This is a genomic window from Qipengyuania aestuarii (genome assembly GCF_019711535.1).
GTDB lineage: Bacteria > Pseudomonadota > Alphaproteobacteria > Sphingomonadales > Sphingomonadaceae > Qipengyuania > Qipengyuania aestuarii.
This window is the reverse complement of the sequence record NZ_JAIGNP010000001.1, coordinates 884,375-909,518: the sequence shown is the minus strand read 5'-3', so window position 1 is coordinate 909,518 and position 25,144 is coordinate 884,375. Positions and strand designations below refer to the sequence as shown.

Here is a 25,144-nt window from a genome sequence, read left to right as displayed (position 1 = left end):
ATTAGCTATTGAACGAGAACAGCGCTGTCAATTGCGGTTAATTTCGCAAAGCTACCGTGCAGACGATAAGCTGCTCTGATCTCGCTGCCAGACGATAATGATAGCGGTACCAAAAGTTTCCAGTGATTCCTTCCGCTAGCCCCTCATCACCGTTTCGAGCGCCTCTGCCGTTACCGGATAGCCAAGGTCTTCGTCGATCCGCAGCCACTTCGTCCCCTCACGTTCTTCGGTGAAAGGCATGATGGTGCGTACGGGAATCCGCTCCGCCTGATCTTTCGCAGCCGAGAAACTGTCGAACTGGGCGAGGCGTTCGAGATTGCGGCGGGTAGGGAAGATGACCTTGATGTCGCCGCGTTCCGCAGCGTCCAGCGCGGCTTGGGCGCTGGTCCAGAAAAGGTGGGTGTTCTCCGCCAGATCCGCCTCGATCTCGACTGCGCCCGTCCCGAGATCGGCGATGTAGAAACGGGTGTCGAACAGGCGCGTCAGGCGCTCGTTCTTCGGAAACCAGCGCGCGAAGGGGGTAAGCTGATCAAGGTCGAGTTCCCAGCCGAAATGATCCAGGACGGTTGCCAGATCTCCCGTCTGGAGCAGGTAGGACCGTGCGCGGCGGGCCTTGTCGGAGTCTATTTCGCCAGACAGGCCGATGACGAGGCCCGTCTCCTCCAGCGTTTCGCGGACCACGGCGATCTGATGAGCGGCCTCTTCCGGGTCGAGCGGACCGCCGATCATGGCGCCGAGTTCATAATCGCTCGGATCGACGCGCCCGCCCGGAAAAACGGCCATCCCCCCGGCGAAGACAAGCTCTCTGGACCGGATCGTCATCAGGATTTCCGGCGGCCCAGCGCTGGGCGCATCGCGAAACACGATCACTGTGGCGGCGGGTATTCCTTCGGCATCATCGGTTCTTGAACTGGTCATCGTCTGCCAGTCTGCCGCCAACAGAGACGCTTGCCAAGCGGGGAGAGTGACGCATCCTGTCGGTATATTTTACAGGTCAGCGTGTGCCGGCATCCATGTTAACCATCGTGATGCCAGGCAGGCGGGGGATGAGCGCAAGCTGGCACGGGCTCTGCATAGTGAAATCCGTCCCTGATAGTCTTCGAGGCGAGCAAGCTTTCAGCGCTCGCCTCCCCAATAAAAAACCCGCCCGGTAGTCCCCCGGGCGGGTTTTGTTTTTACTCGGTGAAGGGACATCAGCTTTCGGCTTTGGCGACGTTCTTTTCATCCATAAGCTGCTTAAGTTCGCCAGCTTCGAACATTTCCATCATGATGTCGCTGCCGCCGAGGAATTCACCTTTGACGTAGAGCTGGGGAATGGTCGGCCAGTCGGAATAGGACTTGATGCCCTGGCGGATTTCCATGTCCTGCAGAACATCGACGCTCTCGTAAGCGACGCCGCAATGATCAAGAATTGCCACCGCGCGGCTGGAGAAGCCGCATTGCGGAAAAAGCGGCGTGCCCTTCATGAAGAGCACGACGTCGTTTTCCTTTACGATGTCAGAGATGCGCGAATTTACGTCGGACATATGAGCCCTGCCTTTGGAATTGCTGAATTTGTCTGAAGATCAGTTGGGGGCTTGCGTGGTGAGTTGCAAGGCGTGGAGTTCGCCGCCCATCCGTTCACCTAGCGCCTCGTAAACCAGCTTGTGCTGCGCTACCCTGGTCTTTCCCGCGAATTGCGGGGCGATGACCTTGGCTGCCCAATGATCATTATCGCCTGCTAGATCGCGCATCTCGACTGTCGCGCCCGGAAGCGCGGCCTCAATCAACGCGACGATGTCTTCGGCTGGCATCGGCATGGGATTACTTCTGATCGCTCATGAACTGGCGACGCGCCTCAATGGTGCAGTCATCCAGCTTGGCACGGATATCGGCTTCGCTCACATCGCATTCGGCAGCGGTCAGATCGCCCAGCAGTTTGCGCACTACATCTTCGTCGCCCGCTTCTTCGAAATCGGCTTGTACGACCGCTTTCTTGTAAGCGTCGGTTTCCTCGGCAGTGAGCCCCATCTTCTCGGCGGCCCATTCCCCGAGAAGCCGGTTGCGGCGGGCGGCGATCTTGAATTCGTTTTCCTGATCGAAGGCGAATTTGGTTTCCTCGCCGCGTTCGCGGTCCTTGAAATCGGTCATGTCATTTCCCTTGAAGCATTTGCCATCCGAATAGGGACGCTCCGCGCGAGCGGCAAGGATGTAGGCGCGATTATTCCATCGTGACCACGAGCTTTCCGATCGCGCCGCGGTTCTCAAGCTTGGTGATCGCTTCGTGAGCGCGTTCGATCGGATAGGTTTCGCTGATCAAGGGACTGATCTTGCCAGCCTTCCAAAGGTCGAACAATTCGGCGATGTTGGCGTTATTGCGCTCCGGTTCGCGCGCTGTGAATGCGCCCCAGAATACGCCGCGAATGTCGCAGCTTTTCAAGAGGGTGAGGTTTAGCGGCATCTTGGCGATACCGGCCGGGAAACCGACAACCAGGAAGCGGCCTTCCCAAGCGATCGAACGGAGCGCGGGCTCTGAATAATCGCCGCCGACGATGTCGTACACGATATCGGCGCCATTGGGCCCAACCGCTTCCTTGAAATCGCTGGCCAGCTTTTTCGACGTATCCTTGTCGAACGGCGCGCGCGGATAGATCACCACTTCATCGGCGCCCGCATTGCGTGCGACCTCGGCCTTTTCTTCGGTCGACACGGCGGCGACCACGCGGCAACCATAGGCCTTCGCTAATTCGATTGCCGAGAGCCCCACACCGCCCGCAGCGCCAAGGATCAGCACGGTTTCGCCTTCCTTGATATTGCCGCGATCCTTTAGGCCGTGGATCGTCGTCCCGTAGGTCATCAGGAGTGCAGAGGCCTGCACCAGGTCGATGCCATCGGGAACTTTGAAAAGCTTGGCCGCGGGTGCGACGACCTTTTCCTGCAAGCCGCCATTGCCCAGTCCGCATATGACCCGGTCGCCGACGGCAAACCCCTCGACGCCCTCACCCAGTTGTTCGATCGTGCCGGATATCTCGCCGCCCGGCGCGAAGGGGCGGGGCGGCTTGAACTGATACATGTCGCGGATAATCAGCGTGTCGGGGAAGTTGATGGCGCAGGCGGCGACATCGATCAGAACTTCGCCCTTTCCGGGAGCAGGAATTTCGATCTCTTCGACGACGAGCGTTTCGGGGCCGCCGGTTTCTTTCGACAGGACTGATTTCATGCGTGTTCTCTCCGGTTTTTTCGGGACGCGTCTAGCCAGGGTAATCCGGCTGCACGCTCTGTTTCGTGTTCTTCGATGACCGCATCACGCTCCAACGTCAGTCCGATTTCATCAAGCCCGTTGGTGAGGCAATGCTTGCGAAAGGGATCGATGTCGAAAGCGAAGCGGTCCTGAAAGGGGGTGGTCACGACCTGGTTTTCCAGATCGATGGTGATTGCGTGATCCTTCGCCACTTCGAGAAGGCGGTCGACCTGATCCTGCGGCAATTCGACCGCAAGGATGCCGTTCTTGAACGCATTGCCGGAAAAAATGTCGGAAAAGCTGGGCGCGATCACCGCAGTGAGCCCCATGTCCAACATGGCCCAGGCGGCATGTTCCCGGCTGGAGCCGCAGCCGAAATTGTCGCCCGCGATGAGAATGGGGGCGTTGGCAAAGTCTTCGACATCGAAGGGGTTGCCGGGCGCTTGCCGAATAGTTTCGAAAGCGCCTCGGCCAAGTCCTTCGCGGCTTACCGTTTTCAGCCAGTGGGCGGGAATGATGACATCGGTATCGACGTTCTTGAGGCCAAGCGGAATGGCGCGGCCGTGGATTGTCGATACCTGCTTCATCAATCGGTCTCCGGATTCTCGCCCGAGGGAATTTTTCCCGCCTGATCGGGCTTGTTCTTACGTTCGCGGCGCTTGTTTGCGTAAAGCAGCGCTGCAGCGATGGCGGCGGAGCCGATGGCCCCAGCGATTGCGGCCTTGCCGTTGGGAAGTTTCGTCATGCTTCCCTCATGGTATTTGGCGCGGATGAGGGCAAGGGGTCACGTGCCCATCAGCTTGCGCACATCGGTCAAATGACCTGTCACCGCCGCCGCCGCAGCCATCGCCGGACTGAGCAGATGGGTGCGCGCTCCGGGACCCTGCCGCCCCACAAAATTGCGGTTCGACGTCGATGCGCATCTTTCGCCGGCGGGCACCTTGTCCGGATTCATCGCGAGGCAGGCCGAACAACCCGGCTCGCGCCATTCGAAACCGGCGTCCGTGAAAATGCGATCGAGCCCTTCCTCTTCGGCCTGGCGCTTGACCAAGCCTGATCCGGGCACGGCAATCGCCCAGCGGACATTCTCGGCCTTGGTCCGGCCCTTCAGAACTGCAGCGGCCGCACGCAGATCCTCGATCCGGCTGTTCGTGCATGATCCTATGAAGATATTCTCGATGGGAACCGATTCCATCGGCGTGCCTGGTTCGAGGCCCATGTAATCGAGGCTTTTGCGCGCAGCGTCCTTCTTGGCCTGGTCGGCAAAGCTTTCGGGGGCGGGCACTTTCCCGCCGATTGGTACGACATCTTCGGGGCTGGTCCCCCAGCTGACGGTAGGCTCGATCTCCGACGCGTCGATGACGACACTCTTGTCAAATCGCGCACCGTCATCGGTCGCGAGGGAGCGCCACCAGTCGATCGCTTTTTCCCAAGCCTCGCCAGTGGGCGAATAAGGACGGCCTTTCAGATAGGCGAATATCGTGTCATCGGGCGCTATGAGGCCTGCCCGCGCGCCGCCCTCAATGCTCATATTGCAAACGGTAAGTCGGCCTTCGACGCTCATTCTTTCGAAGACCTCGCCGCGATATTCGATGACATGTCCCGTACCCCCGGCGGTTCCGATCACTCCGATAATATGGAGAATGAGATCCTTGGGTGTGACCCCGGGTCCGAGCGCGCCTTCGACCCGGACTTCCATCGTCTTGCTGGGGCGTAGCAGCAGCGTCTGGGTCGCCAAGACATGCTCGACTTCGCTCGTGCCGATACCGAAGGCGAGGGCGCCGATACCGCCATGCGCGGCCGTATGGCTGTCCCCGCAAACGATTGTCGTCCCCGGAAGGGAGAACCCCTGCTCGGGCCCGACCACATGCACGATGCCCTGTTCAGGCGCGACAGCGTCGATGTAGTGGATGCCGAAAGAAGGCGCGTTTCGCTCAAGCGCGGCGAGTTGCGCCGCGCTTTGCTGATCTTCGATCGGCAGCCGCCGCCCAGCCTCGTCAGTTCGGGCGGTCGTTGGCAGATTGTGATCGGGGACAGCGAGCGTGAGATCGGGACGGCGGACCTTGCGGCCCGCAAGGCGGAGCGCCTCGAACGCCTGCGGGCTCGTCACCTCGTGTACGAGGTGACGGTCGATATAGACCAGGCATGTGCCATCATCATGCCGTTCGACGACATGAGCGTCCCAAATTTTCTCGTAGAGTGTCCGTGGTTTGCTTGCCATGCCATCGTTGTGGTCCCGGATCGCGCCGGGAGCAAAAAGGCAAATCCAGAGTCTTCCAAACTTAACCTTTCTGTGCTTTACTTACATTCATGTCAGCAAAGCCATTCAGCTTCCCGATCAAGGTCCTTCCCGGCGATATCGATTTCATGGGGCACGTGAACAATGCGCGCTACCTGAACTGGGTGCAGGACACGGTGCTGGCGCACTGGCAAAAGCTCGCGCCGGCGGACGAAGTCGCCAGCAAGGCATGGGTCGCGCTCAAGCACGAGATAACCTATCGCAAACCAGCGTTCCTAGATGACGAGGTGATCGCGGAAACGGTGCTGGAAAAGATAAAAGGCGCGCGCAGCTTCTACAACACGGTGATTCGCCGCGGCGAAGATGTCCTGGCAGAAGTGAAAAGCATGTGGTGCTGCCTCGATGCCGACAGTCATCGCCCCGCGCGCATCAGTGCCGATGTAGCGGAAAAATATTTCGGGATTTGTCGCAAGAGCGGGGTCGCCGCAGACTAAGTCTTTTGCGCTGGGCCGCCCGGCAACCTATATAGACCGTATGCGGGAAAGAAATCAGGTTTCGAAATTGCCGCTTTCGGCCCGCCGACAGGCAGCGACCGGTCTTGTCCTGGCGTTAGCGATCGTCGCCGCGTGGGCCTGCCTGCACGCTTATGCCATGTTCGTTTTCGAGCTTCGCTGGGCAAGCCTTCCGCTGGCCTTGGCCATGGCCTTGCTCCAATGCTGGCTGTCGGTTGGTCTTTTCATAGTCAGCCACGATGCGATGCATGGCTCGCTGGTGCCCCGCGGCGGTCGGGTGAACGATATGATCGGGGGCCTTTTGCTTTTCATCTACGCGGGCTTTTCCTGGCGGCGGATGCGCGATGCCCATTTCGCCCATCACCGCGTGCCGGGTAGCCCGGATGATCCCGACTTCAGCGCAGATCACCCATCGCACTTCTGGCCTTGGTACGGCCAATTCCTGAAACGTTATTTCGGTTGGCAGTCGGTTGTTTTCGTTTTCACCGTCGTGCTGACGTACTGGCTTGCCTTCGGCGTTCCGATCGAGAAGATTGTTCTGTTATACGGTATGCCTGCGATCGCATCGTCTATGCAGCTTTTCTATTTCGGGACTTTTCGCCCCCACCGGCATGGAGAAGATCGCTTCGCTGACCGGCACAACGCCCGCTCCGACAATTTCGGAACCGCGGCATCTCTCGCCACCTGCTTTCATTTCGGCTATCACCACGAACATCACCTGGCACCCAATGTACCATGGTGGCATTTGCCGGCGGCGCGTCGGCAGGCATCCCGCGACGAACAAGTGACAGCATGACCGTTCCAGCCATCCTACTCACCGTTTTTCTTTCCATCCTCGGCATGGAGGTATTCGCCTGGTGGGCGCATAAATACGTCATGCATGGCTGGGGTTGGGGCTGGCATCGGGATCACCACGAGCCGCACGATAATATTTTCGAGAAAAACGATCTCTACGCCGTAACCTTCGGGACGATCGTGTTCGCCATGTTTGCCATCGGTTATGTGTGGTCGGATCTGCTCTGGTGGATTGCGTTTGGAATAACCTGCTACGGGCTGATCTACACCTTCGTTCATGACGGGCTGGTCCATCAGCGTTACTTTCGCTGGGTTCCGAAAAAGGGGTATGCCAAGCGGCTGGTCCAAGCGCATAAGCTGCATCATGCGACTATCGGCAAGGAAGGCGGCGTCAGCTTCGGATTTGTATTTGCGCAGGATCCGGCAAAACTGAAAGCCGAATTGCGCCGGCAGCGCGAAGCAGGCGAAGCCGTGGTACGCGAAAGCGCTGGAGCCTGAGGCCCCGGCGCTCTCTGCAAAAAATCTGATTTTCTTTCTTAGCGGGCGTAATTCACGAACAATCCGTGGATTAGCCCGGGAATGAATCCCAACAGCGTGAGCACGAGGTTGATCAATGCGGTCTTTCCCAGCCCATGCTTGGCGGCGACGCCGAGCGGGGGCAAGAGAATGGTCGCGATAAGTATCAGAATTGCCATGTAGAATGTCCTCTGGTTCGCCCTCCCGTCGTCCGCCTCACCAATGGTCGATCGACGCGCTCGTTCCTCGGAAGTTATTCATTTCGTGTCGCAATCCAGCTTCCTGCGATCACCAGGATCGCGATGGATATCAGATACCATGGATGACCAAGGGTGAAATATGTGAATACGGAACCGGTTGCCATCGCTCCGATCGCAATTGTTTTCGAGGAGCGGCTGATCGCGCGGCGTTCACGCCAATCTTTCACCTGCGGCCCCCAGTGCGGGTGGTCGAGTATCTTTTGTTCAAGTTCGGGGCTTGAACGGGCGAAGAAATAGACTGCCAGAAGGAGGAAGGGTACTGTCGGCATTATGGGGAGCACCGCGCCGATCGCGCCGAGCGCCACCGCCAGATATCCCAGAATACGGTACAGATGACGCATGTCAGCCCGTCGCTATGCGTGACGCGTGTTCCTGGACCAGTGCGATCATGTTCGGGACGCCCTGTGTGCGATTGCTCGACAGTTGGTTCTTGAGATCGAAAGGTGCCAGCGCCTGGTGGATATCCATGGCGGCGATCGTCTCGCCGGGCTTGTCCTGGACCGCAGCAATCACGAGCGCGACGATACCCTTGGTGATGGCGGCATTGCTATCCGCCAGGAAGTGAAGCTCGTCCGCCTCACCGGTCGGATAAACCCATACGCTTGCCGAGCACCCCCGAACGAGGGTGGCATCGGTCTTGAGAGCATCTGGCATGGGATCGAGTTCGCGGCCCAGTTCGATCAGCAGGCGATATCGCTCGTCGCCTTCGAGAAACTCATATTCTTCCTGGATATCTTCAAGACTTCTCACGCAAACTCCGTTCGTACCAATGTATCGGATGGTAGGTTTCGCTACGATACGTTCAGGACGAATGGGAAACAAATTGGTTCACAGATCAACTCCGCTGGCGATTGCTTCCAGCTTCTTGATCCGTTCCTTGAGGTCGGCGAGCTCGATCCGAGCTGCGCCGATCGAGGAACCCTCCTCCGCGCGCGGAGCGGTATGGCCGTCCAATTCGCGCCGCTTGAGTTCCAGCCAGCCCTGCCACGCACGAAGCAGGGCCGCTGCGATGATAACAATGCCAGTCAGACTTGCTGCTGCAATTACGAGTGTCGGCTCGAACATTTCCCCATGTCCTCCTTGAACCTGTATCTTTCCCTACCGCCTCAATCGCTCTGCTTGTCACGCAGGGCTTCGATCTCGGCGGAAATCCGTTTGGTTTCTTGCGCGTCGAGCGAATTGCCATCGGTGGCGATCCGCTCCAGCACCCGAATGCGCTCGCGCAATTCGTCGATTTCCTGTCTTGTCTCCTCATCCTCCTTCGCCGGAAGAGGATAGCCGTCTTCGTCGTACTTCACGTTCGCAATCCGATCGCGTCGGTACGTATACATCTGGACCACCGCCCAGATGGCGACGATCACGATAAGCGCGGTCCAGATATTCATTCGATAGGCTCCGCCAGCTGCGGACCAGCTGCCGCTCTATCCAGTCTGCGCAATTCTTCGATTTGCGAGGCCAGGGCATGGTTGCTGTCGGTAGCGATCCGCTCGAGCACCCGGACGCGTTCTTCCATCTTCGAATAATCGCCATTGGCAAAGCGCAGCTGTTCTGCCTTCGCCTCTTCAACGCGAGCCTTCAGTTCCAGCTTGCGTGCTTCGTGCTCCTGCACCCTCTGATTCACGAAATAGGCGAACGGCAGGACCATAATGACGATGGCGAGGATGAACGCGAAGATGAGAGTAAGGTCGGGATCCATCAGTTTGCCTCCTGCTTGGCACGCAGGGACTCGATTTCGCTGGTAAGCTGATATCCACTATCGGTTACGATGCGCTCAACATTCCCAAGCCGGTCCTTCAGTGAACCGAGTTCGGCGCGAAGCTGGGCGTTTTCCTGGGTGAGCAGTTTCACCCGCTCTTCGGATTCGAGGCTTTTGGGGTAGAGTGGCTTTCCCCATCCGCTTTCGAGTGGATAGCCGTTCCTGATGCGAAGCCAGGTCGTCATCACCCAACCGATCGAAATCGAAACGATGCCTACCGCAATCATCGGCGCCAGAGCCTCAAGTAAAGCAATCTTTTCCATTACGTGCGCTCCTTGCTTTGCAGTCCTGCCGGATTGATATTTCCCTCGGGACGACCGCGCAGTGCCTCGATCTCCTCGCTCAACGAATAGCCGCGATCGGTCACGATTTTCTCCAGCACGACCATGCGATCCTGCATTGTGTCCAGCTTCTCGTTCAGCTCGCGGTTTTCAGCGCGCAAACGCTTGGTTTCGGCGGTATCCGAAGGCTCGGTCATCCCGCCCCATTCGTTCTCCAAGGAATAGCCGTGCTTTGCGCGGATCCAGTTGTTGATCAGCCATCCGCCCGTACTGACTGCGATGATGGCGATAACGAAAGAGGGGTCTCCAAAGTCCATTATGCTCGCTCCCCGTGTTTGCTATCCAGAGGTAGATCGCTTTCCTTTTGCTCCACCTCTCGCTGGTCACGCAGGGCCTCTATCTGAGTGGCTACATCGTAGCCCCGGTCGGTCACGATGCGCTCCAGCACGCGGACGCGATCCTCAAGGTCCTGAACGTGGCTGGCATATTGCGCCGCTTTTTCTGCCGTGGCTTTCGCGGTGGTTTCTACGTTCATTTCGGCAATCTTTTGCTGATGCCTTGTCCAGATCGCTATGATCGGGATTGTCAGCGCGAGGATCGGGACGAGCACTCCAAGGTCGCTCATAATGGTTTCCCCCTGTTCTTTATGCCTCAGCGAAGCCGTTCGATTTCGGCGTTCAGGCGCGGATTGCTACTGACGTAAAACGTTTCGACTTCTGCCAGACGGCGATCGACGTCCTTCATCTTCGCGCGAATTTCGCGGGCCGTGCGCTTTGGGTTCTGGCGAACGCCCTGCCAATATTTCTGCTCGGCAGGTTCGGAATAAAGATGCGCGGGCTTCTTGTTAAGCAGGAAGCCGGCAATGAAGTATCCCGGAAATGTAATTGCCGAAAGTGGTGTGAAAAGCGACACTATAAAGCCCAATCGAACCCAGAAGTTATTGATGCCGGTATAGTCCGCAATGCCCGAGCATACGCCCAACAACTTCGCATTATGCTTGTCACGATAGAGGGTGGTGCGGGGGCTGTTCACTGGTGAACTCCTTTTTTCTCGGCAATCAACTGCTCTAGTTCGCGCAATTGCTGGTTATCCTGTTCGCTATCGTGGATCAGGCGGGCGGGGCGAAAGTCAGGATTGTCGGAAGCGACCAAGCGCTCGACCGTATCCATGCGTTCGTCCAGACGTTTGGCGAGGTTGTAGAGCTCTTCGAGCAAGGCCTCGTCATCGGTGGTGATGGTGGCGGAAGTCTTCCACTTGGTGATGTAGTGAAGGACGATCCATGGCAGAGCGATGAAAATCGCAACGACTGCAAATACTTCTTCCATGGCTTAGCCCTCCTTCTCGGCGCTGTCGTTTTTACCGAGCGCTTTCTTCATTTCCGCTAGCTCGTCGTCGATCGCATCGGCTCCTTCCAGCGCGGCGATCTCGTCGGACAGGCTGGGTTTGCCGGCGCCGTCCGAAATGCTCAGCGCGTCCGCTCTGCCTTCGGCATAATCGACACGGCGTTCGAGCTGGTCGAACCGGCTCAGCGCATCGTCCACGCGTTCTTCGGTCATCAGGCTACGCAGCTTCACGCGGTTTTCCGCACTCTCGAGACGCGCAGCGATGGCGGTCTGGCGGCTGCGCGCTTCACGAAGACGGTTCTGGAGCTTGTGAATATCCTGCTCGTAGGCGCGAAGAGCGTCATCGAGTACGGTGATTTCTTCCTTGAGCTGATCGGCCATGTCGGCCGCCTTTTTCTTTTCGACGAGAGCGGCACGGGCCAGATCCTCGCGATCTTTCGACAGGGCCAGCTGGGCCTTTTCGCCCCAGTCGCCCTGAAGCTTGTCCAGCTTCACAGTATGCCGGTGCATTTCCTTCTGGTCGGCAATCGTGCGCGCGGCACTGGCGCGGACCTCCACCAGGGTTTCCTCCATTTCGAGGATGATCATGCGGATCATCTTCTGCGGATCGTCCGCCTTGTCGAGCATATCGTTGAAATTGGCCGCGATGATATCGCGAGTACGGCTGAATATTCCCATTAAAGGTGCTCCACTGGAGAAAAAGTCTGTGCCTCGGTTGCGCGGCTTGTCCTGCGTCGGAGTAGGCGATCGACGTAGCCGTTCAACCTCACTGTCCAGACGCGAAAGAGTTACCCGGTCGGGGCGGGCCGAAGCGCTATTCTGCCGAGCGGGAGGCTCGGAGGTTTCGGGGACGAGGCGCTCCGGCCCAAGGGGGTGTTTCTGGTTGCTCACGCGATTTCCATCTGCTGGATCGATGCCACCATCGGCATCGGGGTGGCGACTGTGATCTGAGAACTCAAGGCAACGAAGGCGGCCATCATAGCTACACTGGCGAGTGCGGCCTTGCCGAGGGTCGTGCTGAAGAACTTGCGATCGTACATGGTGTCCTCCCTGGACGTGATTTCTTGTTGTTCACTGTTCAGCAAAGGCTGTGCCAAATTCCGTTTGTGGCGGAAAACAGCGGGATCTTTGATCTCATCCCGGCCCTCGATTGGTGACTATTGCCAAGCCTTGGTGAAATTTCCTATGTGTTGGCCATGGAGCGCGAAAATCAGTTTATCGGACAGTCCGGGGCCTTTCTCGATGCGGTCGAAAGGGCGAGCCGCGCCGCTCCAATGCGCAGGCCTGTTCTCGTCATCGGAGAGCGCGGGACCGGCAAGGAATTGATCGCCGAGCGTCTTCATCGTTTGTCCACGCGGTGGGGAGAGCCGCTGGTGACGATGAATTGTGCCGCGCTGCCTGAGACGCTGATCGAAGCCGAATTGTTCGGTCACGAGGCAGGGGCCTTCACCGGCGCGACCAAGCAGCGGATCGGCCGGTTCGAGGAGGCGGACAGGGGGACGCTGTTTCTTGATGAACTGGGCACACTTTCCATGGGCGCTCAGGAACGCCTGCTGCGCGCCGTCGAATATGGGGAGGTTACCCGGATCGGGTCATCGCGCCCGATCAGAGTGGATGTGCGCATCGTCGCTGCAACCAATGAAGATCTTCCGCACAAGGCTCGTCGCGGCGAATTTCGCTCCGACCTGCTCGATCGCCTGAGCTTTGAGGTCATTACTCTTCCACCCTTGCGGGTGCGCGAAGGAGACATTGAGGTCCTGGCGGATTATTTCGGTCGGCGCATGGGGGCGGAACTGGGCTGGGAAGCCTGGCCGGGCTTCGCAGACCATGTTGCGGAGCAACTGGAAAATCATCCATGGCCTGGCAACGTCCGCGAATTGCGCAATGTGGTCGAGCGCGCGGTCTATCGCTGGGACGACTGGTCCAATCCAATCGGTCATGTGGTGTTCGACCCGTTCGACAGTCCCTGGAAGCCAGCGCCCATGCCTTCGGTTAAAGCCCACCAGGAAGGCGACAATAGTGCAGAGGCGCCAGAAGCCACCACGCAACTCGATGAGATCGATGATCTGCGAGCGGCGGTCGATTCGTACGAAAAGGCGATACTCGAACACGCACTGGGCAAACACAGATGGAACCAGCGCCAGACCGCAAAGGCGCTCGGCTTGAGCTACGACCAGTTGCGGCACGCGATCAAGAAGCACGGCCTCACCGACGCCGATTGAGCATCGGTTCTTGGCGAAGCTTGAGTGGCGCCGAAGGGTAAGGTATCCTAATCCATTGATAGGCACCGGATTTAGCGCCGGGTCCCAGCTCCTTTTTGCGGGGCCTTGCCTTTTTCGGGACTCGCGCCTATCTCCGCATCAATCCCGACATTGTCGCGACACTGTGGGGCTGGCGCCGGAAGGGGCCGGCACCAAACTCCGTTGCCATAATGTCATCCAGTCATGGAGTATGAATGGCCGACATCGACCGCTTGAACGACATTATCGAACCCGAAGCGCAGGCGCTGGGCTTCGAACTCGTACGCGTGAAGATGATGGCGTCCGAAGCTGGCGACGGTGGGCAGGCGCTCCAGATCATGGCCGAAGACCCGGCGACCGGGCAGCTTGTGATCGAACAATGTGCCGCGCTCTCGCGCCGCGTGTCAGACAGGCTCGATGAGCTGGAGGAGCAAGGCGAGGTACTTGTGCCGGGTGCATACCATCTGGAAGTGTCGAGCCCTGGTATCGATCGTCCCCTTACCCGGGCGAAGGATTTCGCCAACTGGTCCGGGCACGAAGCGAAGATTTCGCTGGTCGAGAAGGTCCATGGCCAGCGCACGCTCAAAGGTGACCTCAAGGGCATCGATGGCGATATGGTCACGATCGAGGATCACAAGGCGGGCGAAGTTTCCTTCCCCCGTAATCTCATACATTCGGCAAAGCTCGTCTTGACCGACGCGCTGATCGCCGCCACCCAGCCGCTCGACACGAGCGGTGCCGACGACATCGAAGAAGAAAAGGCAGACGACTGATGGCCAGTGCCATTTCCGCCAATAAGGCAGAACTCCTTGCAATCGCGAATGCGGTCGCATCGGAAAAGATGATCGACAAATCCATCGTGATCGAAGCGATGGAAGAAGCGATTCAGAAGTCCGCCCGCAACCGCTACGGCGCGGAGAACGACATCCGCGCCAAGCTCGATCCGCAGACGGGCGACCTTCGCCTGTGGCGTGTCGTCGAGGTTGTCGAAGAGGTCGAGGACTATTTCAAGCAGGTCGATCTCAAGGCCGCGCAGAAGCTCGAAGCTGATGCGAAGATTGGCGACTTCATCGTCGATCCGCTGCCGCCGGTCGATCTCGGCCGTATCGATGCGCAGTCGGCCAAGCAGGTTATCTTCCAGAAAGTTCGCGATGCGGAGCGCGAGCGCCAGTTCAACGAATTCCAGGACCGCGCCGGTGAAGTCATCACCGGTGTGATCAAGTCGGTCGAGTTCGGTCACGTGATCGTCAACCTCGGCCGCGCCGAAGGCGTTATTCGCCGCGACCAACAGATCCCGCGCGAGGCGGCTCGTGTCGGCGAGCGTGTTCGCGCATTGATCACCAAGGTCGAGCGCAACAACCGCGGCCCGCAAATCTATCTCAGCCGCGCGCACCCCGACTTCATGAAGAAGCTGTTCGCGCAGGAAGTCCCCGAAATTTACGACGGCATCATCGAAATCAAGGCCGCTGCCCGCGATCCGGGCAGCCGCGCGAAGATCGGCGTGATCAGCCATGACAGCAGCATCGACCCGGTCGGCGCCTGCGTCGGTATGAAGGGTAGCCGCGTTCAGGCCGTCGTGCAGGAACTGCAGGGCGAAAAGATCGACATCATCCCCTGGTCGGAAGATGGCGCGACCTTCATCGTCAATGCGCTGCAGCCCGCCACCGTCAGCCGCGTGGTGCTCGACGAGGAAGACGGCCGGATCGAAGTGGTGGTCCCGGACGATCAGCTGAGCCTTGCCATTGGCCGCCGTGGTCAGAACGTACGTCTGGCCAGCCAGCTTACCGGAAACCAGATCGACATCATGACCGAGGAAGAAGCCTCGGAGAAGCGCAGCAAGGAATTTGCCGAGCGCTCCAAGATGTTCGAAGAGGAACTGGACGTCGACGAAACGCTTTCGCAGCTGCTCGTGGCCGAAGGCTTCGCCGAGCTGGAAGAAGTCGCCTTTGTCGAGCTCGACGAGCTTGCGGCGATCGAAGGCTTCGACGAGGAACTGGCTGAAGAACTCCAGAACCGCGCGAAGGAAGCGCTCGACCGTCAGGAAGAGACTTCCCGGACCGAGCGCCGTGAACTGGGCGTGGAAGACGAACTGGCAGACCTGCCGCACCTCACCGAGGCGATGTTGGTGACCCTGGGTAAGGCTGGCCTGAAGACCCTCGATGATGTGGCGGATCTCGCCACTGACGAACTCATCGCCAAGAAGCGCGAAGCGCCGCGTCGCCGGAACAATGCCGACGGCCCGCCGATGCGCCGTGATCGTCCGCAGCGCGAAGCTGACAAGGGCGGCGTGCTCGGCGAATACGGCCTGACCGAAGAGCAGGGCAACGAGATCATCATGGCTGCCCGCGCCCACTGGTTCGACGACGAAGAGGAAGCTCCGGCTACTGCCGAGACGACCGACACGCAGGAGGCCGCCGATGCGGACTCCACCCAATGAGCGCCTGACGTCCGACATCGCTGAAACTGGCAAGGCCCGGAAAGCTTCCGGGCCCCAGAAGGCCTGCCCGGAGCGCCGGTGCGTCCTGACGGGTGCATCCGAATCGCGGGACGCACTGGTGCGTCTTGCCGCTTCGCCCTCGGGTCTGGTGCTCCCCGACGCGCAGGAAAAAGCGCTGGGTCGGGGCGCGTGGGTGTGCTCATCGCGCAGCGCGATCGAAGAGGCGCAGGCGAACGGCAAGCTCAAGGGCGCCCTTGCGCGGGCCTTCAAGACCGGCGATCTCGAGATACCCGAAGAACTGCCCCAGAAGATCGAAGATGCGCTCAAACGCGTCTTTCTTGATCGGCTGGGTCTCGAAATGCGCGTCGGAGCCCTTATCTTGGGGACGCAGCGCATCGCCGAGACTGCCCGTGCGGGCGGTATCTCGGCGCTTTTCCATGCCAGCGACGCCAGCGAGGACGGGCGCAAGAAGCTCGATCAGGCGTGGCGCGTCGGCCGGGAGACGGAAGGCAGCGGAGAACGGGGCTGGACCCTGCCTCTGGACCGCGACGCTCTGTCTGTGGCATTGGGCCGCGACAATGTCGTCCATCTCGGACTGGCGAACGATGCAGCGGCTGCTCGGGTGCTCAAACCCTTGAAGCGGCTGATGCATTATCTGGGACAGGAAATTCCCGACGAATCCGGGCGTGCGAATTCGCGCGCCGCAACCGATACGAACGATTGAACGAAGAGAAACGAGCAAGAATGAGCGACGACGACAAGAAACCGGCCCGTAAACCGCTTACCCTCAAGGGCGCGCAACCGGGCGAGGTCAAGCAGACCTTCAGCCACGGCCGCACCAACAAGGTGGCGGTCGAGGTGAAGCGCCGCCGCAAGCTCGTGAAACCGGGCGAAGCGGCACCGACCCCGACGCCCGCTGAGGCAGCGCCAGAGGCAGCTCCGGCGCCGACACCGGCTCCCGCGCCAGCTCCGGCCCCTGCGCCTGCGGCCAAGAAGCCTGCGCCCAAGAAGGCACCTCCTTCCAATGAAACGCCGCAGGAACGCGTCGCCCGTCTTCAGCGCGAAGCCGAGGAAGATCGCCTGCGTCAGGCCGAGGAATCCCGCAAGCGCGAAGAAGAAAGCGCACGCAAGGCTGCCGAGGACGAGAAAAAGCGCGCCGAGGAAAACCGCAAGGCCGAGGAAGAGGCTGCCAAGAAGGCTGCCGAAGATGCAAAGAAGGCTCCCGAAGCCAAGGAAGCGGCAGCCGAGCCGGAAGCCGAGGCCGAGGCAAGCGAACCCGCTGCCGATGCCGAGGAAGAAGGCACTTCGGCGCCCGCGCCGCGTCGCTTCACCCCGGTCAAGCGTCCGGAAATCAAGAAGCCAGAGCGCGCCAAGAAAAAGGAAGACAAGCCTGCTCGCGGTGCCACGGCCGAAACGCCGGACAAGCGCCGGTCGGGCAAGCTCTCCGTCAAGAAGGCTCTCAACGAGGACGAAGGCCGCCGTGCGCGCAGCCTCGCCGCGCTCAAGCGTGCGCGCGAGAAAGAACGCCGCATGCAGGGCGGTGGCTCCAACAAGCCGCGTGAAAAGCAGGTGCGCGACGTCGTTGTGCCCGAGGCGATCACGGTTGGCGAACTGGCCAAGCGCATGGGCGAGAAGGGTGCCGACCTGGTCAAGGAACTCTTCAATCTCGACATGATGGTCACCGTCAACCAGACGATCGACCAGGATACGGCAGAACTGCTCGTCGAACAGTTCGGGCACAATATCGAGAAGGTTTCCGAAGCCGATGTCGACATCGCCGCAGAGGCTGATGTCGATCCGGAAGAAACGCTGAAAGCGCGTCCGCCGGTCGTCACCATCATGGGCCATGTCGATCACGGCAAGACGTCGCTGCTCGACGCGCTTCGCGGCGCCAATGTGGTGAAGGGCGAAGCCGGGGGCATTACCCAGCATATCGGCAGCTATCAGGTTAAGACGAAGAACGGCGACAAGGTCACCTTCCTCGATACGCCGGGCCACGCCGCCTTTACGCAGATGCGCCAGCGCGGTGCCAACGTCACCGATATCGTGGTGCTGGTGGTGGCCGCCGATGACGGCATCATGCCGCAGACCATCGAGGCCATCAATCACACCAAGGCCGCTGGCGTCCCGATGATCGTGGCGATCAACAAGATGGACAAGCCGGAAGCCAATCCGGACAACATCCGCACCCGTCTGCTCGAACACGAAGTCATCGTGGAATCGATGTCGGGCGATGTGCAGGACGTGGAAATCTCCGCCAAGGCGAAGACCGGTCTGGACGATTTGCTTGAAAAGATCGCGCTTCAGGCAGAACTGCTCGAACTGAAAGCCAATCCCGATCGCATGGCGGAAGCGACCGTCATCGAAGCGCAGCTCGACAAGGGCCGCGGACCGGTGGCCACCGTGCTTGTCACCCGTGGCACGTTGGAGCGTGGCAACACCTTCGTTGTCGGTACCCAGAGCGGCCGCGTCCGCGCGATCGTCGACGATCAGGGCAAGCAGATCAAGAAGGCCGGGCCATCGATGCCGGTCGAGGTCCTTGGCCTCGGCGGCGTGCCGAGTGCCGGTGACGTGCTAACCGTGGTCGAGAACGAGCAGCGCGCTCGCGAAGTTGCCGAATACCGTCAGGAGAAGGCGACCGAGAAGCGCACTGCATTGGCTCCGACAAGCTTCGATACGATGTTCAACAACCTCGCATCGAATGTGATCGAATTCCCCGTGCTGGTGAAGGCCGACGTACAGGGTTCGGTCGAAGCGATCACCTCGGCGCTGCACAACCTCTCGAACGACGAGATCAAGGTCCGCGTCCTGCATGCAGGCGTGGGTGCGATCACCGAAAGCGACGTTCAGCTGGCTGCGGCTTCGAAGGCGCCGATCATCGGCTTCAACGTCCGTCCCAATGCGAAGGCCCGCGAACTGGTCAAGCGCGATGGGGTGGAGATGAAGTATTACGACGTAATCTATCACCTGACCGAGGAAATCGCGAAGGAAATGGCCGGCGAGCTGGGTCCGGAGCGGATCGAGAATGTTGTCGGCCGTGCCGCGATCAAGGAAGTGTTCCGTTCGGGCAAGAAGGACAAGGCCGCCGGTCTGCTCGTCGAGGAAGGCGTCATCCGCAAGGGACTGCACGCACGTCTCACGCGCGACGATGTCATCGTCTCGGCCACGACCATCGCCTCGTTGCGCCGTTTCAAGGACGATGTGGACGAAGTCCGCGCCGGTCTCGAATGCGGTGTGGTCCTCGCCGACACGAACGACATCAAGCCGGGCGACCAGCTTGAGGTGTTCGAGGTCGAGGAGCGCGAACGCACACTGTGATCCGTTTCGGGTCCGACAGACCGCATGATGAAGGCGCCGTCCATCCAGAGGGGATGGGCGGCGCCTTCGGCAGTTTGGGGGTAAGTGCGGCAGTGCCCTCGCTTTTCGCTCAAACTGAAAAATGCATTGCGGCTCAGCTGAAAGGGACAGCATGATGGCGCGCTTCGCTGCACTTCTCGGGTCCATCAACGTCGGTGGCAACCGTCTCAAGATGGCGGATCTCGTTGCGGCGATGGAGACGCGCGGCTTCCAGAATGTCGCTACTGTCGTCGCCAGCGGAAATCTGCTGTTCGACCATGAAAGCGCACCTGATGCGGAATTGGAAAACCGCATCGCTGCCATCCTGAAGGATGAGTTCGAAATCGACAGTGTTGCCACGGTCCGCAGCGCTGAAGATCTAGCTGCCGCGCTGGCGGAAAATCCCTTCGCGGGGGAGGGGGAGGACAAGTTCGTTCATGTCCATTTCCTGACCGGTCAACCGACGGCGGCGCAATTCAGTGCCCTCATTGCCGATCATGAGGGGCGCGGGCCGGAAAGGCTTGCGCCAGGGACGCGTGCGCTCCACATCGACTTCGTTTCCAGTGTCGGCTCCAGCAAGCTCACCCGTGCATTCATCGAACGGCGACTGGGCTGCAGAGGCACTGCCCGCAATGTCCGTTCGCTCAACAGAATTATCGAGAAATTATCCTGATGGCTCGCAACCAATCCACTCCAGAACAGCAATCGGTCCGCGTCCTCAAGGTGGGGGAGCGGGTCCGCCATATCCTGTCCGAACTGCTCGCGCGGGGCGAGGCGCATGATGACGTCCTGCGCGCGCACCATATCGCGGTGACCGAAGTACGCATGACGCCCGATCTTCGCAACGCGAAGGCTTATGTGAAACCGCTGCTGGGCAAGGATGAAGCCGAAGTGCTCAAGGCCCTGCGCACGAACACAGCCTTCTTCCAGAAGGAGGTGGCGCAGCGCCTAGGGCTCAAATTCGCGCCCAAGCTATCCTTCAAGCCGGACGAGAGCTTCGATGAAGCAGACCGGATCGAGCAATTGCTGAGCGATCCCAAGGTCGCGCGCGACCTCGACGAGGAAGAATGATCCCCTGCTTCGCCGCGCCCTGAACTTGCCGCAGGGCCATCCATCGCTTTAGGTGCCGGTTAAGCGAAGTCCCGCAGAGAAGTTGTTTGAGAGGCGCGCCAGGCACAATGGCCAAGCTCTATTTCTATTATGCCAGCATGAATGCCGGGAAAAGCACGACGCTTCTGCAGACGGCATTCAATTATGGCGAACGCGGCATGAAGGTCTCGTTGTGGACCGCGGCGCTTGATGACCGGGCAGGCTTCGGGGCAATTTCAAGTCGTATCGGCCTCGCAAGCGACGCGCACCGCTTCGATGCCGGAACCGATATCGAGGCGCGCGTGCTCGAAGAGCATGCCGAGGCTCCGGTCGCATGCGTTCTGATCGACGAGGCGCAGTTCCTCACCAAGACGCAGGTCTGGCAGCTGGCGCGCCTGTGCGACGGGGCCGATATTCCCGTTCTCTGCTATGGTTTGCGGACCGACTTTCAGGGCGAGCTGTTTCCCGGTTCTGCTGCGTTGCTCGGCATCGCGGACAAGCTGGTGGAGATGAAGGCGGTTTGCGATTGCGGCCGCAAGGCGACGATGAACCTGCGCGTCGATGAAAGCGGCCGGGCCGTACGCGAAGGCGCCCAGACCGAGATCGGCGGCAACGATCGCTATGTCGCGCTGTGCCGCAAGCATTTCGTCGAAAGAACCGGCGGCGATCATTTTCCGGGGTTGCAGGCACAGTAAGGGGTGCGCGGCCGCTTCCGCGTATCTACATACCAGCGATGCTCGACACACTTACCCTTGCGGCCATTCTGATCCCGTGCCTGATCATTGCGATCGTCTTTCATGAAGTGGCGCATGGCTGGGTCGCGCTTATGCTGGGCGATCCGACTGCCAAGGAGCAGCGGCGCCTTTCGCTCAATCCGATCCGTCATGTCGATCCTATCGGCACGCTGCTCGTGCCCGGCGCGCTGGCTCTCATGGGCGGCCCGGTGTTTGGGTGGGCAAAGCCCGTCCCGGTCAACCAGCGCAGGCTCGACAATCCGCGCTACGGCATGATGGCGGTGGCTGCCGCCGGTCCCGGCACAAATATCCTGCTCGCACTTGCAGCGGCTATACTCTTCGGCATATTCGCCGGTTTCGCATCGAACTGGGGCGTTGCCCCGCCGGAATGGTCCCTGACCTTCTTCGGGGCTTTCGTCCTCATCAATGCTTTCCTCGCCCTGTTCAACATGCTGCCGATCCCGCCCTTCGATGGATCGCACATCGTGGGCGGTCTGATGCCGCGTCGCTGGGTGCATCACTGGCAGAAACTGCAGGCCATGGGCATGCTGCTGCTGGTGGTCCTGATCGCTGCGACCTGGGCCTTCCCGGACGCGCGCTGGATTGAAAACACGCTGTTCCCGCCGGTGGAATGGCTGACGGGTATCTTCTACGCGGTCGCGGACGGCGTGGCGCGGGTGATCGCATGAACGCGCGATCCAAGCCCGCGCCCCATGGCTGGCTCTTGCTCGACAAGCCGCGCGGTCTCGGCTCGACACAGGCCGTCGGCCTGGTGAAGCGCGTGCTGCGCCAGGGCGGCTATGCCAAGACCAAGGTCGGGCATGGCGGCACGCTGGACCCGCTGGCCGAAGGCGTGCTCCCGATCGCGCTGGGCGAGGCAACGAAGCTGGCCGGGCGCATGCTCGATGCCAGTAAGATCTACGACTTCACCATCCGCTTCGGCGAGCAGACGGACACGCTCGACACCGAAGGCGAGGTCGTCGCGACCTCCAACCATATGCCGAGCGTGGGGGACATTGCTGCCGCCCTTTCTGCCTTCACCGGACCGATCCGGCAGGCACCTCCGGCATATTCGGCGATCAAGATCGATGGCAAACGCGCCTACGACCGCGCGCGAGCTTGTGAAGAGGTCGAGATGAAGCTGCGGGATACGACGATCCATGCGCTCGATATCCTTGAGGGCGCGGCGGAAGCGGTGACCCTGCGCGCGCATGTCTCCAAGGGGACATACATCCGGTCGCTTGCACGGGACATCGCGCTCGCCCTTGGAAGCCGCGGACATGTGACCTATCTCAGACGCATCAAGGCTGGCCCGTTCACTCAGGAACAGGCGATTTCGCTGGACTCGGCGGAAGAAGTCGCTAAGGGCGCGCCTCTTGAACACCTTCTCCTGCCGCTAGAGGCGGGACTGGACGACATCCCGGTCCTTCACCTCGATCCCGACAGCGCGCAGGCGGTCCGCCAGGGCCGGGTATTGTCGGAACTGCCCCAGCCTGACGGGCTTCATATGGCTAAACTTGGACAAGTTCCGGTGGCGCTGATGGAACTGGAGGGAGGCTCGGCCAAGGTCGTGCGGGGTTTCAATCTGCCGGATGTCGCGGAGTAGAATACATGTCGGTTACTGCCGAGCGTAAAGCTGAAATTATCAAGGACAATGCCCAGGCACAGGGCGATACCGGTTCGCCGGAAGTCCAGGTCGCGATCCTCACCGAGCGTATTCGCAATCTCACCGACCACTTCAAGGCCAACCATAAGGATAACCATTCCCGTCGCGGTTTGCTCATGATGGTCAACAAGCGCCGTAACCTGCTCGCCTATCTCAAGAAGGTGGATGTCGAGCGTTACAACGCACTGATCCAGAAGCTGGGTCTTCGTAAGTAAGAGTTTTCGGGAAGGGCGGCTCAAACGGGCCGCCCTTTTCGCATTTGGCTACCTTCGCAATTCGGCGCAGGGGCAAACAAGAGGCAAGATAAAGCGCCTCGAACCGGACCGGGACGGATTGCCCGGTACAGTAGGCCCCGCACCGCAATAAGGCCGTGCGGGTCATCAAGGAAAATACATGTTCGACAAGAAAACCGTATCGATTGAGTGGGGCGGAAAGACCCTCACCCTCGAAACCGGACAGATCGCCCGTCAGGCTGACGGTGCCGTTCTGGCTACCTATGGCGAAACCGTGGTGCTCTGCGCCGTGACTGCCGCCAAGAGTGTACGCGAAGGGCAGGACTTCTTCCCGCTAACCGTTCACTACCAGGAAAAATTCTCTGCCGCGGGCCGTATCCCGGGCGGCTTCTTCAAGCGCGAAGGTCGCGCCACGGAGAAGGAAACGCTGACCTCCCGCCTGATCGACCGCCCCGTGCGGCCGCTGTTCCCGGAAGGCTTCTACAACGAAATCAACGTCATCGCGCAGGTCCTGTCCTATGACGGCGAAACCGAACCCGATATCGTCGCGATGATCGCTGCCTCGGCCGCGCTGACCATCTCGGGCGTGCCCTTCATGGGCCCGATCGGCGCTGCACGCGTCGGCTTCTCGAACGATGGCGATTACATCCTCAACCCGAGCCTCGACAGCGCGCTGGGGGAAGACGGTCGTCTCGACCTCGTCGTTGCCGCAACCCAGGATGCGGTGATGATGGTCGAATCCGAAGCAAAGGAATTGACCGAGGAAGAAATGCTCGGCGCCGTCATGTTCGCGCATGAGGAAAGCCGCAAGGTCATCGGTGCGATCATCGACCTGGCCGAACAGGCCGCCAAGGATCCGTGGGAAATGGATACCTCGGACGACACCTCGGCGATCAAGGAAAAGCTGCGCGGCATTGTCGGTGACGATATCGCTGCTGCATACAAGCTGACCGATAAGTCGGCTCGTAGCGATGCGCTCAACGACGCGCGCGCCAAGGCCAAGGAAGCTTTCGCGGAAGAAGAACCGCAGACGCAGATGGTCGCCAACAAGGCGGTCAAGAAGCTGGAAGCGGAAATCGTACGCGGCGCTATTCTGAAGGACGGCCAGCGTATCGACGGCCGTAAGCTCGACCAGGTTCGCCCGATCGAGGCGATGGTCGGCCTGTTGCCTCGTACGCACGGTTCGGCCCTGTTCACGCGCGGTGAGACGCAGGCTATCTGCACTACGACGCTGGGCACCAAGGATGCCGAGCAGATGATCGACGGCCTTGAAGGCCTATCGTACAATCACTTCATGCTGCACTATAACTTCCCGCCATATTCGGTCGGCGAAGTGGGTCGTTTCGGCTTCACCAGCCGCCGCGAAACCGGCCACGGCAAGCTCGCATGGCGCGCGCTGCATCCGGTTCTGCCCGCTCATGAAGACTTCCCCTACACGATCCGCATTCTGTCGGACATCACCGAGTCCAACGGTTCGTCTTCGATGGCGACCGTATGCGGTGGCTGTCTGTCGATGATGGATGCCGGTGTGCCGATCGAACGCCCGGTATCGGGTATCGCCATGGGTCTTATCCTCGAAGGCGACGACTTCGCTGTTCTGTCGGATATCCTGGGCGACGAAGATCACCTCGGAGACATGGACTTCAAGGTCGCCGGCTCGGAGAAGGGCATCACCTCGCTCCAGATGGACATCAAGGTTGCCGGCATCACGCAGGAAATCATGAAGACCGCGCTGGAACAGGCTAAGGCCGGTCGTGCGCACATCCTGGGCGAAATGACCAAGGCGCTTTCGGGCGCTCGCGGTGAAGTGTCCAAGCACGCTCCGCGTATCGAAACCATGCAGATCGACAAGTCGAAGATCCGCGATGTCATCGGTACGGGCGGCAAGGTGATCCGTGAGATCGTTGCTGAAACCGGCGCAAAGGTCGATATCGACGATGAAGGCGTGATCAAGATTTCGTCGAGCAATGCCGATGAGATCGAAGCCGCCAAGAAGTGGATCGAAGGCATCGTCGAAGAGGCGGAAGTCGGCAAGATCTACAACGGCAAGGTCGTCAATATCGTCGATTTCGGTGCTTTCGTGAACTTCATGGGCGGCAAGGACGGTCTCGTCCACGTCAGCGAAATGAAGAACGAGCGCGTGGAAAAGCCGACCGACGTCGTGTCGGAAGGCCAGGAAGTGAAGGTAAAGGTCCTTGAGATCGACCAGCGCGGGAAGGTCCGCCTTTCGATGCGCGTCGTCGACCAGGAAACCGGTGAAGAACTGGAAGACACGCGTCCTCCGCGCGAACCGCGTGAGCCGCGAGGCGATCGTGGCCCACGCGGCGGCGGCGGCCGTGGCGGCGATCGTCGTGGCGGCGGTGACCGTGGCCCGCGTGGTGGCGGACGTGACCGCGGTGACAAGGGCGGCGAAGCTCACGTGCCGGACTTCCTGAAGGACTAAGACTTCAGCAAAAACGTGCCCGTCCATGCTGAGGGGCACCCTAG

Annotated in this window: 36 protein-coding genes; 15 read left to right on the top strand and 21 right to left on the bottom strand. The window is 60.1% G+C overall.

Translation table 11 applies throughout. From position 1 onward, the window contains the following. Positions 1-135 precede the first annotated feature (135 nt). The 8 genes from K3175_RS04645 to leuC all read right to left on the bottom strand — a co-directional run bounded on the left by K3175_RS04645 (position 136) and on the right by leuC (position 5,441). Entirely contained in the window at positions 136-918 is a 783-nt protein-coding gene (locus K3175_RS04645) for an NUDIX hydrolase (RefSeq protein WP_221542163.1), read from the bottom strand. Between the two features lie 275 nt (positions 919-1,193). After that, on the bottom strand, positions 1,194-1,526 hold the full coding sequence (gene grxD, locus K3175_RS04640; protein ID WP_221542162.1) for a Grx4 family monothiol glutaredoxin: 333 nt from the start codon (positions 1,524-1,526) through the stop codon (positions 1,194-1,196). Positions 1,527-1,565: 39 nt separating this feature from the next. After that, positions 1,566-1,799, bottom strand: coding sequence for a BolA/IbaG family iron-sulfur metabolism protein (locus tag K3175_RS04635; RefSeq protein WP_221542161.1), 234 nt, complete (start codon positions 1,797-1,799; stop codon positions 1,566-1,568). A gap of 4 nt (positions 1,800-1,803) precedes the next feature. Continuing rightward, positions 1,804-2,130 (bottom strand): DUF1476 domain-containing protein, encoded by a 327-nt coding sequence (locus K3175_RS04630; protein ID WP_221542160.1) that lies wholly within the window; start codon positions 2,128-2,130, stop codon positions 1,804-1,806. Between the two features lie 70 nt (positions 2,131-2,200). Beyond that, positions 2,201-3,199, bottom strand: coding sequence for an NADPH:quinone oxidoreductase family protein (locus K3175_RS04625; RefSeq protein WP_221542159.1), 999 nt, complete (start codon positions 3,197-3,199; stop codon positions 2,201-2,203). Beyond that, positions 3,196-3,807, bottom strand: a complete 612-nt coding sequence (leuD, locus tag K3175_RS04620; protein ID WP_221542158.1) for a 3-isopropylmalate dehydratase small subunit — start codon at positions 3,805-3,807, stop codon at positions 3,196-3,198. Before leuD ends, K3175_RS04625 begins: the two co-directional genes overlap by 4 nt. After that, complete coding sequence (locus tag K3175_RS04615) at positions 3,807-3,965, bottom strand: isopropylmalate isomerase (RefSeq protein WP_221542157.1); 159 nt, start codon at positions 3,963-3,965, stop codon at positions 3,807-3,809. The genes leuD and K3175_RS04615 overlap by 1 nt, the downstream gene beginning before the upstream one ends. 39 nt (positions 3,966-4,004) lie before the next feature. Continuing rightward, the gene (gene leuC / locus K3175_RS04610; protein WP_221542156.1) at positions 4,005-5,441 is read right to left on the bottom strand and encodes a 3-isopropylmalate dehydratase large subunit; all 1,437 of its coding nucleotides are present in this window, start codon (positions 5,439-5,441) and stop codon (positions 4,005-4,007) included. 89 nt (positions 5,442-5,530) lie between these two features. Here leuC and K3175_RS04605 point away from each other — a divergent pair, with 89 nt between their 5' ends. From K3175_RS04605 to K3175_RS04595, 3 genes are read left to right on the top strand one after another with little or no spacing between them, the layout of a single operon-like run. Then, positions 5,531-5,953 carry an acyl-CoA thioesterase gene (locus K3175_RS04605; RefSeq protein WP_221542155.1) on the top strand — a complete coding sequence of 141 codons (423 nt, stop codon included), beginning with the start codon at positions 5,531-5,533 and terminating at the stop codon, positions 5,951-5,953. Positions 5,954-5,993: 40 nt separating this feature from the next. Continuing rightward, positions 5,994-6,767, top strand: a complete 774-nt coding sequence (locus K3175_RS04600; protein ID WP_221542154.1) for a fatty acid desaturase — start codon at positions 5,994-5,996, stop codon at positions 6,765-6,767. Continuing rightward, a complete protein-coding gene (locus tag K3175_RS04595; protein ID WP_221542153.1) occupies positions 6,764-7,264 on the top strand; it encodes a sterol desaturase family protein in 501 nt (166 codons plus the stop codon). Before K3175_RS04600 ends, K3175_RS04595 begins: the two co-directional genes overlap by 4 nt. Positions 7,265-7,302: 38 nt before the next feature. Here the strand turns inward: K3175_RS04595 and K3175_RS04590 are convergent, their stop codons facing one another. The 13 genes from K3175_RS04590 to K3175_RS04530 form a co-directional block, all read right to left on the bottom strand. Beyond that, the gene (locus K3175_RS04590) at positions 7,303-7,461 is read right to left on the bottom strand and encodes a YqaE/Pmp3 family membrane protein (protein ID WP_221542152.1); all 159 of its coding nucleotides are present in this window, start codon (positions 7,459-7,461) and stop codon (positions 7,303-7,305) included. A 74-nt stretch (positions 7,462-7,535) separates the two neighbouring features. Continuing rightward, a complete protein-coding gene (locus K3175_RS04585) occupies positions 7,536-7,883 on the bottom strand; it encodes a YbaN family protein (protein ID WP_221542151.1) in 348 nt (115 codons plus the stop codon). A gap of 1 nt (position 7,884) precedes the next feature. Continuing rightward, positions 7,885-8,292, bottom strand: coding sequence for a SufE family protein (locus K3175_RS04580; protein WP_221542150.1), 408 nt, complete (start codon positions 8,290-8,292; stop codon positions 7,885-7,887). Positions 8,293-8,370: 78 nt separating this feature from the next. Continuing rightward, a complete protein-coding gene (locus K3175_RS04575) occupies positions 8,371-8,607 on the bottom strand; it encodes a hypothetical protein (RefSeq protein WP_221542149.1) in 237 nt (78 codons plus the stop codon). 41 nt (positions 8,608-8,648) lie between these two features. Next, positions 8,649-8,927, bottom strand: coding sequence for a hypothetical protein (locus K3175_RS04570; RefSeq protein WP_221542148.1), 279 nt, complete (start codon positions 8,925-8,927; stop codon positions 8,649-8,651). Next, a complete protein-coding gene (locus K3175_RS04565) occupies positions 8,924-9,238 on the bottom strand; it encodes a hypothetical protein (protein ID WP_221542147.1) in 315 nt (104 codons plus the stop codon). The genes K3175_RS04570 and K3175_RS04565 overlap by 4 nt, the downstream gene beginning before the upstream one ends. Further along, positions 9,238-9,561 (bottom strand): hypothetical protein, encoded by a 324-nt coding sequence (locus K3175_RS04560; RefSeq protein WP_221542146.1) that lies wholly within the window; start codon positions 9,559-9,561, stop codon positions 9,238-9,240. The genes K3175_RS04565 and K3175_RS04560 overlap by 1 nt, the downstream gene beginning before the upstream one ends. Then, positions 9,561-9,896, bottom strand: a complete 336-nt coding sequence (locus tag K3175_RS04555) for a hypothetical protein (protein WP_221542145.1) — start codon at positions 9,894-9,896, stop codon at positions 9,561-9,563. The genes K3175_RS04560 and K3175_RS04555 overlap by 1 nt, the downstream gene beginning before the upstream one ends. Continuing rightward, the gene (locus K3175_RS04550; protein ID WP_221542144.1) at positions 9,896-10,204 is read right to left on the bottom strand and encodes a hypothetical protein; all 309 of its coding nucleotides are present in this window, start codon (positions 10,202-10,204) and stop codon (positions 9,896-9,898) included. The genes K3175_RS04555 and K3175_RS04550 overlap by 1 nt, the downstream gene beginning before the upstream one ends. Before the next feature lie 26 nt (positions 10,205-10,230). Beyond that, the gene (pspC, locus tag K3175_RS04545) at positions 10,231-10,611 is read right to left on the bottom strand and encodes an envelope stress response membrane protein PspC (RefSeq protein WP_221542143.1); all 381 of its coding nucleotides are present in this window, start codon (positions 10,609-10,611) and stop codon (positions 10,231-10,233) included. After that, positions 10,608-10,904, bottom strand: coding sequence for an envelope stress response membrane protein PspB (gene pspB, locus K3175_RS04540; RefSeq protein ID WP_221542142.1), 297 nt, complete (start codon positions 10,902-10,904; stop codon positions 10,608-10,610). Before pspB ends, pspC begins: the two co-directional genes overlap by 4 nt. Positions 10,905-10,907: 3 nt before the next feature. Continuing rightward, positions 10,908-11,837 (bottom strand): phage shock protein PspA, encoded by a 930-nt coding sequence (gene pspA / locus K3175_RS04535; RefSeq protein ID WP_425594827.1) that lies wholly within the window; start codon positions 11,835-11,837, stop codon positions 10,908-10,910. Continuing rightward, entirely contained in the window at positions 11,810-11,962 is a 153-nt protein-coding gene (locus K3175_RS04530; protein WP_221542140.1) for a hypothetical protein, read from the bottom strand. The genes pspA and K3175_RS04530 overlap by 28 nt, the downstream gene beginning before the upstream one ends. 156 nt (positions 11,963-12,118) lie before the next feature. Here K3175_RS04530 and pspF point away from each other — a divergent pair, with 156 nt between their 5' ends. The 12 genes from pspF (at position 12,119) to pnp (ending at position 25,100) form a co-directional block, all read left to right on the top strand. After that, positions 12,119-13,144, top strand: a complete 1,026-nt coding sequence (pspF, locus tag K3175_RS04525) for a phage shock protein operon transcriptional activator (RefSeq protein WP_221542139.1) — start codon at positions 12,119-12,121, stop codon at positions 13,142-13,144. A gap of 233 nt (positions 13,145-13,377) precedes the next feature. Next, positions 13,378-13,935 carry a ribosome maturation protein RimP gene (gene rimP, locus K3175_RS04520; RefSeq protein ID WP_221542138.1) on the top strand — a complete coding sequence of 186 codons (558 nt, stop codon included), beginning with the start codon at positions 13,378-13,380 and terminating at the stop codon, positions 13,933-13,935. After that, positions 13,935-15,599, top strand: a complete 1,665-nt coding sequence (gene nusA / locus K3175_RS04515; RefSeq protein ID WP_221542137.1) for a transcription termination factor NusA — start codon at positions 13,935-13,937, stop codon at positions 15,597-15,599. Before rimP ends, nusA begins: the two co-directional genes overlap by 1 nt. Next, the gene (locus K3175_RS04510; protein ID WP_221542136.1) at positions 15,580-16,323 is read left to right on the top strand and encodes a DUF448 domain-containing protein; all 744 of its coding nucleotides are present in this window, start codon (positions 15,580-15,582) and stop codon (positions 16,321-16,323) included. The genes nusA and K3175_RS04510 overlap by 20 nt, the downstream gene beginning before the upstream one ends. Before the next feature lie 20 nt (positions 16,324-16,343). Further along, positions 16,344-18,917 (top strand): translation initiation factor IF-2, encoded by a 2,574-nt coding sequence (infB, locus tag K3175_RS04505; protein WP_221542135.1) that lies wholly within the window; start codon positions 16,344-16,346, stop codon positions 18,915-18,917. A 151-nt stretch (positions 18,918-19,068) separates the two neighbouring features. Beyond that, complete coding sequence (locus K3175_RS04500; protein WP_345719307.1) at positions 19,069-19,608, top strand: DUF1697 domain-containing protein; 540 nt, start codon at positions 19,069-19,071, stop codon at positions 19,606-19,608. Then, on the top strand, positions 19,608-20,006 hold the full coding sequence (gene rbfA, locus K3175_RS04495) for a 30S ribosome-binding factor RbfA (RefSeq protein ID WP_221542134.1): 399 nt from the start codon (positions 19,608-19,610) through the stop codon (positions 20,004-20,006). The genes K3175_RS04500 and rbfA overlap by 1 nt, the downstream gene beginning before the upstream one ends. Positions 20,007-20,113: 107 nt before the next feature. Further along, positions 20,114-20,719 (top strand): thymidine kinase, encoded by a 606-nt coding sequence (locus K3175_RS04490; RefSeq protein WP_221542133.1) that lies wholly within the window; start codon positions 20,114-20,116, stop codon positions 20,717-20,719. Positions 20,720-20,757: 38 nt separating this feature from the next. Next, positions 20,758-21,447 carry a site-2 protease family protein gene (locus K3175_RS04485; protein WP_221542132.1) on the top strand — a complete coding sequence of 230 codons (690 nt, stop codon included), beginning with the start codon at positions 20,758-20,760 and terminating at the stop codon, positions 21,445-21,447. Further along, positions 21,444-22,364 carry a tRNA pseudouridine(55) synthase TruB gene (truB, locus tag K3175_RS04480; RefSeq protein ID WP_221542131.1) on the top strand — a complete coding sequence of 307 codons (921 nt, stop codon included), beginning with the start codon at positions 21,444-21,446 and terminating at the stop codon, positions 22,362-22,364. Before K3175_RS04485 ends, truB begins: the two co-directional genes overlap by 4 nt. A 5-nt stretch (positions 22,365-22,369) precedes the next feature. Further along, the gene (rpsO, locus tag K3175_RS04475; RefSeq protein ID WP_221542130.1) at positions 22,370-22,639 is read left to right on the top strand and encodes a 30S ribosomal protein S15; all 270 of its coding nucleotides are present in this window, start codon (positions 22,370-22,372) and stop codon (positions 22,637-22,639) included. Between the two features lie 178 nt (positions 22,640-22,817). Next, positions 22,818-25,100, top strand: coding sequence for a polyribonucleotide nucleotidyltransferase (gene pnp / locus K3175_RS04470; protein WP_221542129.1), 2,283 nt, complete (start codon positions 22,818-22,820; stop codon positions 25,098-25,100). Positions 25,101-25,144 lie beyond the last annotated feature (44 nt).

Excerpts from the sequence above, each read along its gene's own strand:
- grxD (WP_221542162.1), bottom strand. The coding sequence starts at position 1,526 with ATGTCCGACGTAAATTCGCGCATCTCTGACATCGTAAAGGAAAACGAC.
- K3175_RS04585 (WP_221542151.1), bottom strand. The coding sequence starts at position 7,883 with ATGCGTCATCTGTACCGTATTCTGGGATATCTGGCGGTGGCGCTCGGC.
- K3175_RS04630 (WP_221542160.1), bottom strand. The coding sequence starts at position 2,130 with ATGACCGATTTCAAGGACCGCGAACGCGGCGAGGAAACCAAATTCGCC.
- K3175_RS04490 (WP_221542133.1), top strand. The coding sequence starts at position 20,114 with ATGGCCAAGCTCTATTTCTATTATGCCAGCATGAATGCCGGGAAAAGC.
- K3175_RS04595 (WP_221542153.1), top strand. The coding sequence starts at position 6,764 with ATGACCGTTCCAGCCATCCTACTCACCGTTTTTCTTTCCATCCTCGGC.
- K3175_RS04555 (WP_221542145.1), bottom strand. The coding sequence starts at position 9,896 with ATGGACTTTGGAGACCCCTCTTTCGTTATCGCCATCATCGCAGTCAGT.
- rimP (WP_221542138.1), top strand. The coding sequence starts at position 13,378 with ATGGCCGACATCGACCGCTTGAACGACATTATCGAACCCGAAGCGCAG.
- rbfA (WP_221542134.1), top strand. The coding sequence starts at position 19,608 with ATGGCTCGCAACCAATCCACTCCAGAACAGCAATCGGTCCGCGTCCTC.
- K3175_RS04600 (WP_221542154.1), top strand. The coding sequence starts at position 5,994 with ATGCGGGAAAGAAATCAGGTTTCGAAATTGCCGCTTTCGGCCCGCCGA.
- infB (WP_221542135.1), top strand. The coding sequence starts at position 16,344 with ATGAGCGACGACGACAAGAAACCGGCCCGTAAACCGCTTACCCTCAAG.
- pspB (WP_221542142.1), bottom strand. The coding sequence starts at position 10,904 with ATGGAAGAAGTATTTGCAGTCGTTGCGATTTTCATCGCTCTGCCATGG.
- nusA (WP_221542137.1), top strand. The coding sequence starts at position 13,935 with ATGGCCAGTGCCATTTCCGCCAATAAGGCAGAACTCCTTGCAATCGCG.
- K3175_RS04565 (WP_221542147.1), bottom strand. The coding sequence starts at position 9,238 with ATGGATCCCGACCTTACTCTCATCTTCGCGTTCATCCTCGCCATCGTC.
- K3175_RS04615 (WP_221542157.1), bottom strand. The coding sequence starts at position 3,965 with ATGACGAAACTTCCCAACGGCAAGGCCGCAATCGCTGGGGCCATCGGC.
- K3175_RS04635 (WP_221542161.1), bottom strand. The coding sequence starts at position 1,799 with ATGCCGATGCCAGCCGAAGACATCGTCGCGTTGATTGAGGCCGCGCTT.
- K3175_RS04530 (WP_221542140.1), bottom strand. The coding sequence starts at position 11,962 with ATGTACGATCGCAAGTTCTTCAGCACGACCCTCGGCAAGGCCGCACTC.
- K3175_RS04645 (WP_221542163.1), bottom strand. The coding sequence starts at position 918 with ATGACCAGTTCAAGAACCGATGATGCCGAAGGAATACCCGCCGCCACA.
- K3175_RS04500 (WP_345719307.1), top strand. The coding sequence starts at position 19,069 with ATGATGGCGCGCTTCGCTGCACTTCTCGGGTCCATCAACGTCGGTGGC.
- K3175_RS04485 (WP_221542132.1), top strand. The coding sequence starts at position 20,758 with ATGCTCGACACACTTACCCTTGCGGCCATTCTGATCCCGTGCCTGATC.
- K3175_RS04560 (WP_221542146.1), bottom strand. The coding sequence starts at position 9,561 with ATGGAAAAGATTGCTTTACTTGAGGCTCTGGCGCCGATGATTGCGGTA.
- K3175_RS04605 (WP_221542155.1), top strand. The coding sequence starts at position 5,531 with ATGTCAGCAAAGCCATTCAGCTTCCCGATCAAGGTCCTTCCCGGCGAT.
- leuD (WP_221542158.1), bottom strand. The coding sequence starts at position 3,807 with ATGAAGCAGGTATCGACAATCCACGGCCGCGCCATTCCGCTTGGCCTC.
- pspF (WP_221542139.1), top strand. The coding sequence starts at position 12,119 with ATGGAGCGCGAAAATCAGTTTATCGGACAGTCCGGGGCCTTTCTCGAT.
- leuC (WP_221542156.1), bottom strand. The coding sequence starts at position 5,441 with ATGGCAAGCAAACCACGGACACTCTACGAGAAAATTTGGGACGCTCAT.
- rpsO (WP_221542130.1), top strand. The coding sequence starts at position 22,370 with ATGTCGGTTACTGCCGAGCGTAAAGCTGAAATTATCAAGGACAATGCC.
- K3175_RS04570 (WP_221542148.1), bottom strand. The coding sequence starts at position 8,927 with ATGAATATCTGGACCGCGCTTATCGTGATCGTCGCCATCTGGGCGGTG.
- pnp (WP_221542129.1), top strand. The coding sequence starts at position 22,818 with ATGTTCGACAAGAAAACCGTATCGATTGAGTGGGGCGGAAAGACCCTC.
- truB (WP_221542131.1), top strand. The coding sequence starts at position 21,444 with ATGAACGCGCGATCCAAGCCCGCGCCCCATGGCTGGCTCTTGCTCGAC.
- K3175_RS04575 (WP_221542149.1), bottom strand. The coding sequence starts at position 8,607 with ATGTTCGAGCCGACACTCGTAATTGCAGCAGCAAGTCTGACTGGCATT.
- K3175_RS04550 (WP_221542144.1), bottom strand. The coding sequence starts at position 10,204 with ATGAGCGACCTTGGAGTGCTCGTCCCGATCCTCGCGCTGACAATCCCG.
- K3175_RS04510 (WP_221542136.1), top strand. The coding sequence starts at position 15,580 with ATGCGGACTCCACCCAATGAGCGCCTGACGTCCGACATCGCTGAAACT.
- K3175_RS04590 (WP_221542152.1), bottom strand. The coding sequence starts at position 7,461 with ATGGCAATTCTGATACTTATCGCGACCATTCTCTTGCCCCCGCTCGGC.
- K3175_RS04625 (WP_221542159.1), bottom strand. The coding sequence starts at position 3,199 with ATGAAATCAGTCCTGTCGAAAGAAACCGGCGGCCCCGAAACGCTCGTC.